This window comes from Photobacterium sp. WH24 (genome assembly GCF_019204055.1).
GTDB lineage: Bacteria > Pseudomonadota > Gammaproteobacteria > Enterobacterales > Vibrionaceae > Photobacterium > Photobacterium arenosum.
The window spans coordinates 32,326-46,249 of record NZ_JAGSOZ010000020.1 but is presented as its reverse complement, the minus strand read 5'-3'; the positions used below and the strand labels follow the sequence as shown (position 1 = coordinate 46,249).

The window sequence follows — 13,924 nt, the reverse complement described above, 5'->3', positions numbered from 1 at the left end:
GCTCGCTTACTCGGGTTTGATATTCTGATTCATCCTGAACAGATTGTGGGGATCGTATTTTTTCTTCAGTGCGACCAAGCGCGTGTATGCCTCCCCGTACGCGAAGGCCACACGATCACCTTCGTCCTGAGTCAGAAAATTAATGTATGCCCCGGCACTGGCGAATGGTTGTGACTTGGTGAAGAATTCCCGCGCCCAGGCGATGCAGGCTTCATCTTCCTCTGCACTGTCCCAGCGGCCATGTACATTCATGACATAGCGTGCATCACGGCTGGCGTATGCCATGGCATCCGGTGATACTTTTTCTGTCTGACCGCCAATGGTGCCGATAAATATCTCGCACTGAGGTGACGGCAATTTGCCGGCGAATTCGATCAGGATATCCAGTACCTCATCCGATAAATGGGTAAAGTTGTGCGACTTCCAGTAATTCCGGGCGCCTTGCGTCAATAAAGGATCAAATGCCTGCTGCCAGGCAACATAGGGTTGCACGCCGACATGCTCACCGTACGGTGTACCGAAACTGCGCAGGGGTGCAATCAGTTTTTCACCTTCAGCAGGATCGCCAAAATAGCACAATGCCAGCGCGATCATTTCTTTGCCATGAACCGTTTCAGGCAAAAATGGTAAGGGCGGTGCTTTGCGCGCCACCATCCAGACATTCAGCGCTTCTGGCATGGATTCGGTAAAGCGGGCAAATTGAGTCAAAACGGCTTTTGCCTGCTCAAACGGAAAGACGATCAGCCCGCTAAGCACATCCGGGCCCACAGGGTGCAGCTGAAACTCAAAACTGGTGACAATACCAAAATTACCGCCGCCACCCCGTAATCCCCAGAATAAATCGGCGTTTTCAGTGTCGCTGGCTTTTACCTGTGTGCCTTTGGCAGTAACTAGATGCGCTGAAAGTAAGTTATCGACCGTCATGCCGTACAAACGGCTCAACCAGCCAAAGCCGCCTCCCAGAGTCAAACCTGCCACACCTGTGGTTGAGTTAATGCCGAAAGGGGTAGCAAGGCCGTGTTTTTGTACCGCGGCATCCACATCGCCCAGCGTACACCCAGGCTCCACCATTACCTTTCGGGTATTCGGATTCACATGCACCGCATTCATCAATGACAGATCAATCATGATCCCGCCATCGCAAACCGCGTTACCGGCAATATTGTGTCCACCGCCGCGCACAGACAGCAGAAGGTCATGCTCACGGGCAAAATTCACCGCCTGGAGTACACATTCCGCCGAAGTACAACGAGCAATGAGAGCTGGCTTACGATCAATCATCGCGTTCCAGATCTGCCGGACCTCATCATATTCATCATCTTTGGGGACTATCACCTTCCCCTGAAAATGCACCCTGAATCTATCAATGGATGCAGCCTCTAGCTGGCTCATACCCGCCTCCGCGTCATTCATTACCTGGACCACATGCACAGAGTGCTCGCTCAGCCAACTATGGTTTATGGCGCAGGCGCACCACGGCGACCCAGAACGGATCCCGTGTAATTAAATCAACCTATCAATAGAGTAAAACCCATTCATGGGTGGCGGTGTTGTCCCTTATTGAGACGAAGTACAGGATTGGAGAATTGACGATTTGCTTCTGGCTGAAGAAGTACTCGGCTGACTTGATTCAGGTTCTTCACCCTATCTCATTTTGCCAAGGTTCAAGCGAAAAAAAACCGCTGATAGTTCAGCGATTTCTTCGAATGTGGCGGAGCCAGAACAAGGTATAGAGGGATTTTCAAATCCCGGAAAACATCATCTGAAACCCAATAAAAAAAGCCCCGTCGATGACGAGACTTTCGAATGTGGCGGAGAGATAGGGATTTATCGCTCGCAGGCTCGCGCCCCTTCGGGCGTTGCCTGAAAGGCAACGTGGTCTCGCTTCGCTCGGCTGAAGACTCGCCGTCCGCCCCTTCTAGGCTTCTTCACCCTATCTCATCTTGCCAAGGTTCAGGCGAAAAAAACCGCTGATAGTTCAGCGGTTTCTTCAAATGTGGCGGAGAGATAGGGATTTGAACCCTAGATACGCTATTAACGTATGCCGGTTTTCAAGACCGGTGCTTTCAACCACTCAGCCATCTCTCCGTAAGTGCGGCGAATAATACGTGGTGATGGTGGTGCTGTAAAGTAAAAAAAGTTCAAGTGCTCAATAAGCCGCCAGGCGGAAAGTTAACTGATGACTTTAGTCTCAGCCTGCAATAAAAAACACCACCTAAGCTAAGTCTGACGCCACAAATCCCTGATACTGACCAGTGTCATTACGGACAATATCGCGCAAAGCAACAGGGTGAAGCTGATGTGTGTCCAGTTGTAACTTGTCTGCCCAGATAAATTCAAGGTGGGGTTCTTTTGAAACGACAGCTGCCGGCACATCAATTCCTGCAAGACGGGCGCGAAACACCAGCGCGACTTCCGTTTGATGCTGCCCATTTTGCTGCCAGTCGTTTTCAGCGATACCGATCAGATCCCCGATCTCGGCGGTGAGCCCGGTTTCTTCCCGAATTTCTCTAGCTACCGCCTGCACTGCCGCTTCTCCGGCATCAACATGACCACCAGGGAGAAACGTGAATGCCTCCCCAACCCGTTTTACCAGAAGTACTTTTCCCTGCACTTCTATCAGTGCCCGGGATGCATAGTGTAATCCCAATCTTGCCACCTGTGTGGTTACTTTACTGTGCACATAGCTTAACGGCTTGAAGATACCGCGGCAAACAGCGCTCAGGTTATGCTCTTGCTATAGTTGTGCTAACCTTCTGCCTTCATTTACCTTACAAGGTTTAGAGAAATGAACATTTTCAGTAACTTCGAAAGCGGCAATATTGATGTTGTAAAAGCCGACCAGCCTGGTGATATTCAACTGCGAATAAAAAAAGACAACCAGTCTGATTTCTACCAATGGTTTCACTTTCGTCTGGAAACTCAGGCTCAGGTTGAACATGGCTTCGAATTACAGGATTTAGCGAAATCTGCCTACCCGGAAGGCTGGAAAGATTACGATGTTGTAGCATCTTATGACCGTGAAGAGTGGTTTCGCATCCCGGCTGAATTTGACGGCGACACCCTGCGCTTTAAGGTGATTCCTGAACAGCGCTCCATGTATTTCGCCTACTTTGCCCCCTACAGCTACGACAGACACCTGGATTTGCTGCATCAGGCCCAGATGAACTTCAACTGTGAACTGGAAACCCTGGGCAGCACGCTCGATAACAATGACATCAGCCTGCTGACAATTGGCGAGCCAGGCGAAGGTAAGAAGAAGATCTGGATTATTGCCCGCCAGCATCCGGGCGAAACCATGGCAGAGTGGTTCATGGAAGGCCTGCTGCAGCGCCTGCTTGATGAAACCGACACTGTCGGCCGTGCGCTGCTCGAACGTGCCGTCTTTTACATCGTGCCGAACATGAACCCGGACGGCAGCATCAGAGGCCATCTGCGGACCAATGCGGCAGGAATCAACCTCAACCGTGAATGGCTGACACCCAGCATGGAGAAAAGCCCGGAGGTCTTCCTGGTACGGGAGCGTATGCTGCAAACCGGCGTCGACCTGTTTCTCGACATTCATGGTGATGAAGCCATCCCATACAATTTTGTCGCTGGCTGTGAAGGCATTCCCTCTTATGATGAGCGCCACGCCACGCTGGAAAACAACTTTAAACAAGCCTTGCTGACGATTACGCCGGAATTTCAGGATGAATATGGCTATGACAAAGATGCACCGGGCGAAGCCAATCTGAACATGGGTACCGCTTGGGTTGGTGAGCAATTTCAGTGTCTGGCATATACCGTTGAAATGCCATTTAAAGATCACAACCTGCAACCGGATGCCTTTTACGGCTGGTCGCCGGAGCGCAGTCTGGCTTTCGGTCAGGACATGTTAGCCGCAGTACGTGTGGTCGTTGACCAACTGCGTTGATTATTGCGGCCTGAGAAATGCAAAAGCCAGTCTTCGGACTGGCTTTTTAGCACTTGGATGGCGCATTATTCAGCCCGCATTTTCTCAGGCTGGAACGGCGAAAGATACTCTGAAAACGGTTTGTGTCAAAGTAGAATTTTATCCCGCCAGCGACTTCATCTCACAAATACGCCATTGGTCACAAAGCACGATTTCTTTGCTTTGACGCTGTCTGAAAGCTCTGATAAAGATATGCCTGATCTCGACGCATAGTGCTTTCAGGAGGTAATTGTGTCTATCAACTCACTTGAATATCTGGAAATGGCTGATGCCGCTAACAAGTGGGATCAGCAAGACGAAACAGCATCATCTGCTAAAGTCTCTGCTAATAAACGTCAACAAGCTGCTGCACGCCGCCGTATCGAAATGCTGCGTGACATCCGTGAATGCGGATTAACCATTGAGGAAGCCAAAGAGCTGGGTTTACTCCACTGAAAACCCACAGTGAACTCTACCGATCTCGTCATGGCTAATGTGCTCTCTTGCATTAGCCATGAATTGTCACCACCTCATCATCGTTTTTTTCTATTGCATTAATTGCCCGATCCCCTCTTTTCTGAGCGACATAAAATCAGTACATTGAGCCCATATTGAGACAGATGGAAATTGATTATGTCGACTATCACTACCCGATGCCCGCATTGCCAGGGCCTGAACCGTATTCCCGTTGAACGTATTAATGACAAAGCCGTATGTGGTGCATGTAAAGAAGCACTGCTCGACGGAAAACCATTAGAAGGCACCACAGATAACTTCCAGGCTGTGCTGCAAAGTGAACAAGCCGTTGTGGTCGACTTCTGGGCACCCTGGTGCAACCCTTGCGTGGGTTTTGCCCCTGTTTTCGAAGATGTCGCAGCTGAGAGAGCCGGACAGGTGCGCTTCGTAAAAATTGATACCGAAGCTCAGCAGGCGCTGGCGGCGCAATACCGTATCCGCAGTATTCCTACCATTATGGTCTTCAGACAGGGCAAGCTGGTCGATACCATCAATGGCGCACTGCCAAAATCTCACTTCGACCAGTGGCTGAATCAGGCACTGGCAAAATAACCCTTTCCGCATATATAACGTGATAAATGACGCAGTATCTTTCTTATTAAAGATACCGCGTCATTGTTAGCCTCTGTATTCCTTCACTTTTTCGAGTACTTACCTATACTTAACTTCATAAAAATTATGTGTTTGGGTAATAGGTGTTGATGATATGCAAAAGCACTTTTCTCGCGCGTGTCTGGCTTTTACAGGCCTGTTCTGGCTGTCGGGATGCAGCAGTTTATCCTCGCTGGGATTCAGCAGTGACTACAGTATGTATGACACCGCCCAGGAATTTATTGACGAAAATGAGGTTCGCTCCAACGGTGCCGTGGTTGACAAAGGGCAGTATTACCCCAAAAGCGCCTACTCTTATACCTACCGTTATTGCAGTAACGGCCCGGAGCAGGCCGCGGAAGATATCGCGCAGTTTCAGAATCTGGCCAGGCAAGTTTGTGACCTCAACAATGGCCAGCTCAATCACCAGGAGACAGGCACCTGGTGCGTAGTAAACACCAACACAGCCGAGGAATACCCTTTCTTCTCAGCCAGTATCAGCGGTACGGATCAATGGGCAGATCTTTGTCTCGACGGCCCATTCGTGACGCTGAAAGTGATCGAAAATGATGGCGCACCGGACGATGAATGGTACAGCTCGGCCATTGTACTGGGCTACCTGCCTTACACGGCTGAACGCAGGCTGCTGGATGCACCCGCAGCAGCAACCGCGCTGATTGAGCCAACCAGAGCACCGGCTGCGAATGGCGCCTGGACAGAAGAAAGCGAACACATTTATACCAGTGTCGGCGAAAATGTCTGTCTGTATGAAAGGCCGCGCAACAGCACTCTGGGTTACACCTACCGAGGTACTGTCCGAAATGCCACCGATGGCAGAGTGAGGGTATTAGTCACCGAAAAATACAAAGGTGATATTCGGACAGCGCCAACCTTAGAGCGCTTAGACTGGCATGAAGAAGCCTATATTACGGCAAGCGCCAAGGCATGGTTTGTGTGCTCGTCGTGAATTGGCGACGACAGCCCCGATGGACTCCCCTTGGCAGAGAACGGCGTCAAGCCATTGATTTATAAGACACAAAAAAACCCGGCTTTTACCGGGTTTTACTTTCGAGACAGTGACAATCGCTAGACGACAAATTTCTTCATTGCACTGTTTAATTCATCCACCTGGGATTTAATGGACTGAGAAGTTTGGTTGGCATTGTCGCAATTGCCGGACACATCGTCGGCAGAAGATGACAGCTGGTGCACCAGCTCAGCAACAGACTGCGACACATTCGACTGTTGTTCTGTCGCAACCGCAATATCACTCACTTTCTGCGACACCACCTCCATGTAGCGAACCGTATCTTTGAGCATCTCATTGGCCGTCGCAGTATGCTCTGTACCTACCTGAACCAGAGACTGGCTCTGTTCGATAACCTGCACGACCTGATGTGTGGACGCCTGAAGTGCTTCAACAATGGCGTTGATCTCTGTCGTAGATTCAGTTGTGCGCTGAGCCAGCAGGCGGACTTCATCAGCAACAACCGCAAAACCGCGGCCTAAATCGCCGGCACGGGCCGCTTCTATCGCCGCATTTAACGCCAGCAGATTAGTCTGCTCTGCTACCCCCTGAATCACTTCCGTGACATGTTCGATACGATCACTGTCAGCCCTGAGTTGCTGAACCATGTCACTGGCCTGCGCTACCAGCGTATTCAGCTCTGTCACTGTCTGCTGGTTCTGATCCAACGCCTGCTCGCCATTCACCAACAGGGAAGCCGAGTGGGCAAGATCGTCAGATGCCGCCTGGGTATTTTGTGCCGTTTCATGGGCCGTAGCGGACATTTCTTCTATTGCTGTCGCCACAGAGTTGATCCGCGACGCCTGATCGTTCACTTCACCTGCCGTGTCAGCATTGGTGGCAAGCAGCTGATCCATGCTGGCATTCACCGCGTGCGCTTTGGTCGACACCCCGGTGACTAAGCCAGACAAAGCGACGGACATACGGTTCACCGCATCGATCAGTGCCGCAATTTCATCAGAACCTTTATTTGCCAGCGCTGTACCTGAGAAATTACCGTGCGATATTTCTTCAGCACGAGTTACCACACGGCTTAAACGCGAACCGATATCCCGCCCCAGCCAGGTTGCGATAAACAAAGAACATAAACTGGCAATCACACTGGTGGCAATCAGCAGAGCCACCACTTTCTGCACGCTGCTGCTAATGGCATCTCCACTTTCTGCAGCAATCACCTGCTGTTCGCTAACCACAGTTTCAATGGTTTGCGTCAGTTGTTCGACTGCAAGCAAGGTTTCTGTTTCCATCAGGTAAGTGGCTTTATTCCAGTCCTGTGCCTGACGGTGCATGACAACATCTGTCGCCATTGGCAAATACATATCCTGCATTTCTTTAAACAGCGACCAGAGACTTTTCTGGCTGTCACTCAGGCTGTCCTGCTTGCGGTTAATTTCAGACACCGCCCGGTTATTATGCCGCAGGTACTCTTCGAACTTGTCCAGATTGTCCTGATTAGCGCTGATCAAAAATGCCCGCAATTCGCCCAGGCCGTTGGATAACGATGAATAAGCATCCGTCAGCAACTTCATCAGGCGCTTACGATCGTCGCCCACAGGGTTACTTTCTTCTTCGTTAAGCATGCCCTGCAGCTGGTCTAAAGCAACTTCAGCCAGCGGCGCCGCTTCTGATTGCAATAACGTATGCGCGGGCAGGTTCTCCGGCGTGTGGCTCATAGCGGCCACCGCTTTTTCACTGGCTTTCAGTGCTTCCCAGTCAGCTTTCACTAACTTAAACTGCGCTTCACTCAGATGGTTTTGTAAACGGGCGACTTCTTCATCAACCTTGGTAAACGCATCGTCAAGTTGTTGACGGTACCTTTCCTGGCGCGCTTCATCTGCCGCCAGCATATAAGCCCGGAGGCTGGATAATGAAAATTCGGCGTTTTGCTGTATGGATCGACTGGCATCCACAGTGGGAATATCCACACTCAATAGTGAATAAGCATGACTTTCCACTTTACTGATCTGGATATAAAGAATGATTGCGGCGGCTAAAAACAACGCAGTCAACAAGAAAAAGCTAACTCTGAGCTTCCTTGCAATAGATAAATTCATAACTGACAAGTCCGTTTACTTCGTATGTTGGACCAATATAATGATAGCGATGTGAATTGTGAACACTTTGTCATCAAAGTATGAATTTTTTCAGCATTACGTGTGGTAAACACCTCAAAAAAGCACATCTTATTAAACAAATTGAATAATTATGTCGTTTAATAGCCCTAAGTATCTCGCCAACACCCCCATAAACATTACTATGCATCAAGTCCAGTACTTTGTAGAAAAAATATGACATTAAGTGATTTTTTATTCTCACAAAGCGCCACACCACTTTAAAAAGGTGACAAAAGTCACACAATCTGGACGATCAGTCAGTATAATTGCAAATAACAATAATTATTACTTCGAATCTGTTTTACATTCGTTTGGGTATCCGCGTTATGACACAATTATTCAAGCCGAGTCTAAGTACGCTTGGGCTGGCAATCAGAAAAATCTGCCACAAAAACATTCTGCCGATTTCCTTATTCGCTATCGCATTGCCTGCATTCGCAGATGAAGCAACGAACAGCGTACAGGATGTTGAGCCAGAGACTATCGTTGTGACTGCGTCAGCACTGAAAGTGGAAACACCTTTAGAAGAAACGCCTCGTTCTGCTTCAGTTGTTGATCGTGAAGAGCTGGAAATTCGTCAGGTTCAGAAAGTTGACGAAGCCCTGCGTTACCGAGCCGGTGTGACTTCGCAGCCCTATGGCGCGGACAACGACACAGACTGGATTAAAGTTCGTGGCTTTGATGCTGCCACCTATCTGGACGGTAACCGTTTATTTAAAGATGGTTATTATGGCTGGATGCTCGAACCTTTCGGCATAGAGCGTGTCGAGGTATTGAAAGGCCCGGCTTCTATTCTGTACGGTGAGGCGCCTCCGGGTGGCGTTATCAGTGCAGTCAGCAAGCGTCCGACCGATACACCGCAAGGCGAAATCGACCTGCAGGTGGGCAATCGCTCACACAAACAAATCGGTATCGATATTTCAGACTATGCCAATGAAAACGGTGATGCGCGTTACCGGATTGTTGCCATGGCTAACGAACGGGATGGTGTACTGGATGGTACCTATAATCAGCGATACTATCTGGCACCCAGCTTAGCGCTGGATTTATCAGATCGCACTACGCTGACCTTATTGGCCAGTATTATTGACGATGAAGGTGTGCCAACAAACGGCTTTTTCCCTGCTAATAGCAGCTTGATCGACACTCCGCAAGGCAAACTGGATCCAAGCACGAACTTGGGTGAGCCAGGTTACGACATCAATGAGAAAACGCAGTTCTCGCTTGGGTACGCACTTGAACACGAGTTTAACGATACCTGGACGCTGAAACAAAATGCCAATTACGGGCATATTGATATGCTGCTTCGTAGTTCTTATGTCTTCTCAGCACCTGCAGTTGACTCGGGTGGAAATATCATAGACCCGAACGTTTATAACCGAGGCTTGGTCTACCGTGATGGTTCTGTTGACAGCTACAGCCTGGATACACAAACTGTCGGCCGCTTCTACACCGACCGTACCGAACAAACACTGTTGCTGGGCCTGGATCTCCAAACCCATAAAAACGAAGGTAAAGAAAAAGACGATTACGCCTTTGGTGGTCCGATTGATATTTTCAATCACACACCGGGTAATTTCACACCCGTTGATCCAAGTACACTCACCTCGCGCACCATCGGGAAAGATCAAGTGGGTCTTTACGCGCAGCATCAGGTCAAACTTGACGGCCAATGGGTTATGTTACTTGGTGGGCGTTATGACTACGTAAAAACCAAGAACAACAACAAAACATCTGAAGTCAAAGAGAAACGTGATGATAGCCAGCTCTCTCTGAACGGCGGCCTGATGTATCTGGCCAGCAATGGATTCGCGCCTTACGCAAGTTACTCTGAGTCGTTTGAAGTACTGACCACTGTGGATCCCGCAACAGGTAAACTGTACAAACCGCTTGAAGGTCAGCAAACAGAAGTTGGTGTGAAATACACCCCAGAATTTATTGATGGTTATCTGAACCTTGCATTATTTGATATCACACAGAAAAACGCGCTGGTGACAAACCCGGCTACCTATGTAAAAACCCAAACCGGTGAGGCTACCTCGCAGGGTGTGGAAGTGGAAGGTATCGGTTACCTGACTGACAATCTGAAACTCACCGCCAGCTACACCTATACCGATGCACGTACAGACGAAACCTATGGTAAAGGCAAAGAACAGCGAGCCGCTCTGATACCGCGTCACGCCGCATCAGCCTGGCTGGACTATGACTTCACCACAGAGCTGTTACAGGGACTAACTCTGGGCGGTGGCGTTCGTTATAACGGTGAAACCGTCGATAACCCGGCCAGCAGTAGCCGTACTGTACCGTCATACACACTGGTGGATGCCGTTGCCCGTTACAACATCAACAACCAATGGCAGGCTCAGCTGAACGTCAACAACCTGTTTGACGAAACCTATGTGTCGAGCTGTGACTACTACTGTTACTACGGTGAAGAACGCAGTGTGATAGCCACACTGAATTACCGCTGGTAAACCCTTCACACGCGAAAAGACGACCTGAACCCTGCTCTGTGAGCAGGGTTTGTTTTTTTACACACCGCCAGCTCACCCTTTCCATAATTAATCTATATTGATACTTTAAATATCATTATATGGACATTAATTATGAACAACCCCTTGGCTCAACCCCTGACTGATATCACGTGCGAAATTGGCGAGTCGCCGATCTGGCTGGCCTCAGCGCAGACCCTGTTCTGGGTCGATACTGAGCACAACTGCATCCACCAGTATTCTCTGAAAACAAAAACCCATAGCGCCACCGACGTACCGGTCGCGGTCACGGCCATTGCGCCTGCCAGCTCTGGCTGGCTCGCCGCGACAAAAACGGGGTTGTATCGCTGCCATGCGGATTTCAGCGGCTTTGAGTTTATCGCCGACCCAACCGAAGGGCTGGCCGGAATACGACTGAATGATGCGGTGAATTGCCCGAGTGGCGATCTCTGGTTTGGCTCCATGAATGAAAGCCACCTGGAGCAAGCCGATGGCTGTCTGTACCGCTACCGGGCTGACACCCACACCATCAGTCAGCTTGATAGCGGATATGCTGTTGCCAATGGTATTGCGTTTAACGCCAGGCTAAAGCGCGCCTACGTAGCCAATATGTTCCGGGGTCAGGTTATCGAGCTGCAAATGAATGATGACTGGACTGCCGTCCTCAATAAACGTGTCTTTATTCAGTTGCCGGAGCAAGAAGGCTTACCCGATGGGCTGACAACCGACGCGCTGGGAAATCTCTATGTGTGCCACTGGAATAAAGGCGCTGTCAGCATATACAACCCGGAAGGCAAATGTATTCATCTCGAAGAGCTGCCGGTAAAGCATGCAACCCGATGTACCTTTGGCGGCGACAAACTCGACATTTTGTTTGTTACCACGGGCTGGTATGGCATGTCGGAGCAAGAACGCAGTGAGTTGCCACTCTCTGGGCGTACCTTTGTCATGCCATCGCTGTTTGAGGGAAATACCGAGAGTATTTTCTGCGAATCGTTTCCACATCAACCTTTTAGGCAATAGGTATACCCGCTATAATCGCCGGACAACAGGAATTGCAGGATTCAGCTATGGAAAACAAAGCCAACGCCGTCAGTCGCATTGTGGAAATCATCACCCAAAGCGCCAGACAGGAACAGCCGGTTCCGCTGCCGGATCTGATTTTTCATTCTGAGATCCCAAAACCGACCTATCATCGCCTGGTTCAGCAACTGGACGAAGAACAGTTTCTGACTACCGACGAACGCGGCAACGTTTACCCCGGTGCTGAGCTCAAACGTATTGCCCTCAACCTGAACAGCAATAACGAGCGAAAAGCACAACTTCAGGCGATATTGCACGGATTGTCGCGACGGGTGAAAGAAACCTGTGGGATTGCAATTCCGGACGGCAATGAAATGGTGTACCACGAACGGATTCAGACCAACTGGCCGCTTCAGATTGTCTTACCCATAGGGATGAAAACCCCGGTCTGGGCAACCGCCAGCGGCAAGTTGTTTCTGAGCTCCCTGCCCAAGACGCAGCGGGAGCGGATCATAGGCCAGCTGGATATGACCAAACTGGCCAAAAATACCCATACCGACCCTGATACGCTGGAGCAGGAATTAAAGATCATCCGCGGACGTCAGGTGAGTGTGGATAACGAAGAATTCATCGACGGGCTGGTCGCTGTGGCTATTCCGGTCAAATCTTCCGACGGCAAATTTCTAGCATCCCTGTTTTGCCACTGCCCGAAAACACGCAAATCTCTGGATCAGTTACTGACTTATCTGCCCGATCTCGAACGTACCCGGGATCAGCTTCAGGGCTATATTCAAGAACTGACATAAACACGGCCCTTTGCTGTTGCCAGCTAATCTCAGCTCAGCATCATTGCCATAATTTCATCCGCGGCTTCTTGCATCAGCGGCACAAAAGTTTCCAGATCAAGCAACGGATGACGAACCACAGGGCTGTGACAGAACAGAAAACCCAGCAGCAAACCATCACGGGCTATCGGCACGGAAACCGCGGCCATACCATCAATGAATTCACCATTATCGCGGCCATAACCCAGTTCACGGATAGCGGTCAGCTCCTGCTCCAGTTTTGCCTTGTCTATCAGGGTATGCTCGGTGAAGACTTCCAGCGCAATATTATCCAGAATCACCCGGCGCACGCCGTCCGGCAAAGTCGCCAGATACAGTTTGCCTGACGCCGTCGCGGCCAGCGGCACTGAGCTGCCAACCGGCAGGCTGATCTGCAAAGGCCAGTTGGTCTGAACCCGCTCAAAGTACAGCATTTCGATGCCGTTCGGCACAGAGATGCCACAGGTTTCACCAATTTGCGCCGACAGTCTTTCCAGTACCGTCAGGCGCTGCGATTCAAAGACCTTATTGCGCAGCACGGCCAGCGCCATCTGGCGGAATTCAGGGCCGGCAATCACTTTTCTCAGCATGTTCTCGCGCAGAATGCCGAGCTCTTTCAACTGCACAAGGAGTTTTGCAGTAGCTGGCTTGGGGAGATCCATCGCCTCAGCCAGTTCATTCTGATCGTACTGACCTTCGTGCTCGGAGATAAAGGATAAAATCCGTAAGACACGCTCAATCGTCGAGCCTTTTTCTTTTCGGGTAATGGGCTTAATAGTGGTCATGTTTATTCATATAGTGTTGTTTCAGGTCAGGTTATACGGATCATTCTGGCTGATCAATATAAGGTGAGCGAAGTGGGGTGTGTTCTCTTTAAAGTCTGTCTGGTATGTCGCGCTTGGGTTCAGTGCTTCCCTCGCCATGGTGTGACGCGCGCCAGACACTCTTTGCTGGCACAAAGAGTGCCCAGAAATGCCTACTTGTTCTTTGATGTTGTCCGGGGCGGTTGTAGGCGCTCCCTGCGCCGACAACCTAAAAATTCGTCCATGAATTTTTCCCTGGGAATGTGGTTTTTTGTGATTTTGGGGTGCTGTGGTTGGAAGTTTTTGTGAGGCATGAAGGTATGTCGCGCTTGAGTTCAGTGCTTCCCTCGCCATGGTGTGGCGCGCGCCAGACACTCTTTGCTGGCCCAAAGAATGCCCAGAAATGCCTGCTTGTTCGCTGGTGTGGTCCGGGCCGGTTGTAGGCGCTCCCGGCGCCGACAACCTAAAAATTCGTCCATGAATTTTTCCCTGGGGATGCGGTTTTTTGTGATTTTTGGGGACTGTGGTTGGTGCTTAAAGTAAGACATGAAGGTATGTCGCGCTTGAGTTCAGTGCCCCCTCACCATGGTGTGGCGCGCG

11 protein-coding genes and 1 tRNA gene are annotated in these 13,924 nt (G+C 50.2%); 7 read left to right on the top strand and 5 right to left on the bottom strand.

Annotated elements, in window-relative coordinates; all coding sequences use genetic code 11:
- Positions 1–6: 6 nt before the first annotated feature.
- From KCG43_RS18680 to KCG43_RS18670, 3 genes are all read right to left on the bottom strand, one after another.
- Positions 7–1,392 (bottom strand): FAD-binding oxidoreductase, encoded by a 1,386-nt coding sequence (locus KCG43_RS18680; protein WP_218386822.1) that lies wholly within the window; start codon positions 1,390–1,392, stop codon positions 7–9.
- A 605-nt stretch (positions 1,393–1,997) separates the two neighbouring features.
- Positions 1,998–2,088 (bottom strand) — tRNA-Ser (locus KCG43_RS18675).
- A gap of 127 nt (positions 2,089–2,215) precedes the next feature.
- On the bottom strand, positions 2,216–2,650 hold the full coding sequence (locus KCG43_RS18670; protein ID WP_218386820.1) for an NUDIX domain-containing protein: 435 nt from the start codon (positions 2,648–2,650) through the stop codon (positions 2,216–2,218).
- 138 nt (positions 2,651–2,788) lie between these two features.
- Between KCG43_RS18670 and KCG43_RS18665 the strand changes: the two genes are divergently transcribed.
- From KCG43_RS18665 to KCG43_RS18650, 4 genes are all read left to right on the top strand, one after another.
- Entirely contained in the window at positions 2,789–3,916 is a 1,128-nt protein-coding gene (locus tag KCG43_RS18665) for a M14-type cytosolic carboxypeptidase (RefSeq protein WP_218386818.1), read from the top strand.
- A 270-nt stretch (positions 3,917–4,186) separates the two neighbouring features.
- Positions 4,187–4,390, top strand: coding sequence for a hypothetical protein (locus KCG43_RS18660; RefSeq protein ID WP_192014484.1), 204 nt, complete (start codon positions 4,187–4,189; stop codon positions 4,388–4,390).
- Between the two features lie 177 nt (positions 4,391–4,567).
- On the top strand, positions 4,568–5,002 hold the full coding sequence (gene trxC, locus KCG43_RS18655; protein ID WP_192014485.1) for a thioredoxin TrxC: 435 nt from the start codon (positions 4,568–4,570) through the stop codon (positions 5,000–5,002).
- A 154-nt stretch (positions 5,003–5,156) separates the two neighbouring features.
- A complete protein-coding gene (locus KCG43_RS18650; protein ID WP_218386816.1) occupies positions 5,157–6,008 on the top strand; it encodes a hypothetical protein in 852 nt (283 codons plus the stop codon).
- Positions 6,009–6,127: 119 nt separating this feature from the next.
- On the opposite strand, the gene KCG43_RS18645 is transcribed toward KCG43_RS18650, so the two are convergent.
- Positions 6,128–8,122 (bottom strand): methyl-accepting chemotaxis protein, encoded by a 1,995-nt coding sequence (locus KCG43_RS18645; protein WP_218386814.1) that lies wholly within the window; start codon positions 8,120–8,122, stop codon positions 6,128–6,130.
- Positions 8,123–8,508: 386 nt separating this feature from the next.
- On the opposite strand from KCG43_RS18645, the gene KCG43_RS18640 reads away from it, so the two are divergent.
- The 3 genes from KCG43_RS18640 (at position 8,509) to KCG43_RS18630 (ending at position 12,503) form a co-directional block, all read left to right on the top strand.
- Positions 8,509–10,656 (top strand): TonB-dependent siderophore receptor, encoded by a 2,148-nt coding sequence (locus tag KCG43_RS18640; protein WP_218386811.1) that lies wholly within the window; start codon positions 8,509–8,511, stop codon positions 10,654–10,656.
- A 132-nt stretch (positions 10,657–10,788) separates the two neighbouring features.
- Positions 10,789–11,697, top strand: coding sequence for an SMP-30/gluconolactonase/LRE family protein (locus tag KCG43_RS18635; RefSeq protein ID WP_218386808.1), 909 nt, complete (start codon positions 10,789–10,791; stop codon positions 11,695–11,697).
- 47 nt (positions 11,698–11,744) lie between these two features.
- Complete coding sequence (locus tag KCG43_RS18630; protein ID WP_218386806.1) at positions 11,745–12,503, top strand: IclR family transcriptional regulator; 759 nt, start codon at positions 11,745–11,747, stop codon at positions 12,501–12,503.
- 29 nt (positions 12,504–12,532) lie between these two features.
- On the opposite strand, the gene KCG43_RS18625 is transcribed toward KCG43_RS18630, so the two are convergent.
- The gene (locus KCG43_RS18625) at positions 12,533–13,306 is read right to left on the bottom strand and encodes an IclR family transcriptional regulator (protein WP_255558096.1); all 774 of its coding nucleotides are present in this window, start codon (positions 13,304–13,306) and stop codon (positions 12,533–12,535) included.
- Positions 13,307–13,924 lie beyond the last annotated feature (618 nt).

Excerpts from the sequence above, each read along its gene's own strand:
- KCG43_RS18680 (WP_218386822.1), bottom strand. The coding sequence starts at position 1,392 with ATGAGCCAGCTAGAGGCTGCATCCATTGATAGATTCAGGGTGCATTTT.
- KCG43_RS18665 (WP_218386818.1), top strand. The coding sequence starts at position 2,789 with ATGAACATTTTCAGTAACTTCGAAAGCGGCAATATTGATGTTGTAAAA.
- trxC (WP_192014485.1), top strand. The coding sequence starts at position 4,568 with ATGTCGACTATCACTACCCGATGCCCGCATTGCCAGGGCCTGAACCGT.
- KCG43_RS18650 (WP_218386816.1), top strand. The coding sequence starts at position 5,157 with ATGCAAAAGCACTTTTCTCGCGCGTGTCTGGCTTTTACAGGCCTGTTC.
- KCG43_RS18645 (WP_218386814.1), bottom strand. The coding sequence starts at position 8,122 with ATGAATTTATCTATTGCAAGGAAGCTCAGAGTTAGCTTTTTCTTGTTG.
- KCG43_RS18640 (WP_218386811.1), top strand. The coding sequence starts at position 8,509 with ATGACACAATTATTCAAGCCGAGTCTAAGTACGCTTGGGCTGGCAATC.
- KCG43_RS18635 (WP_218386808.1), top strand. The coding sequence starts at position 10,789 with ATGAACAACCCCTTGGCTCAACCCCTGACTGATATCACGTGCGAAATT.
- KCG43_RS18630 (WP_218386806.1), top strand. The coding sequence starts at position 11,745 with ATGGAAAACAAAGCCAACGCCGTCAGTCGCATTGTGGAAATCATCACC.
- KCG43_RS18625 (WP_255558096.1), bottom strand. The coding sequence starts at position 13,306 with ATGACCACTATTAAGCCCATTACCCGAAAAGAAAAAGGCTCGACGATT.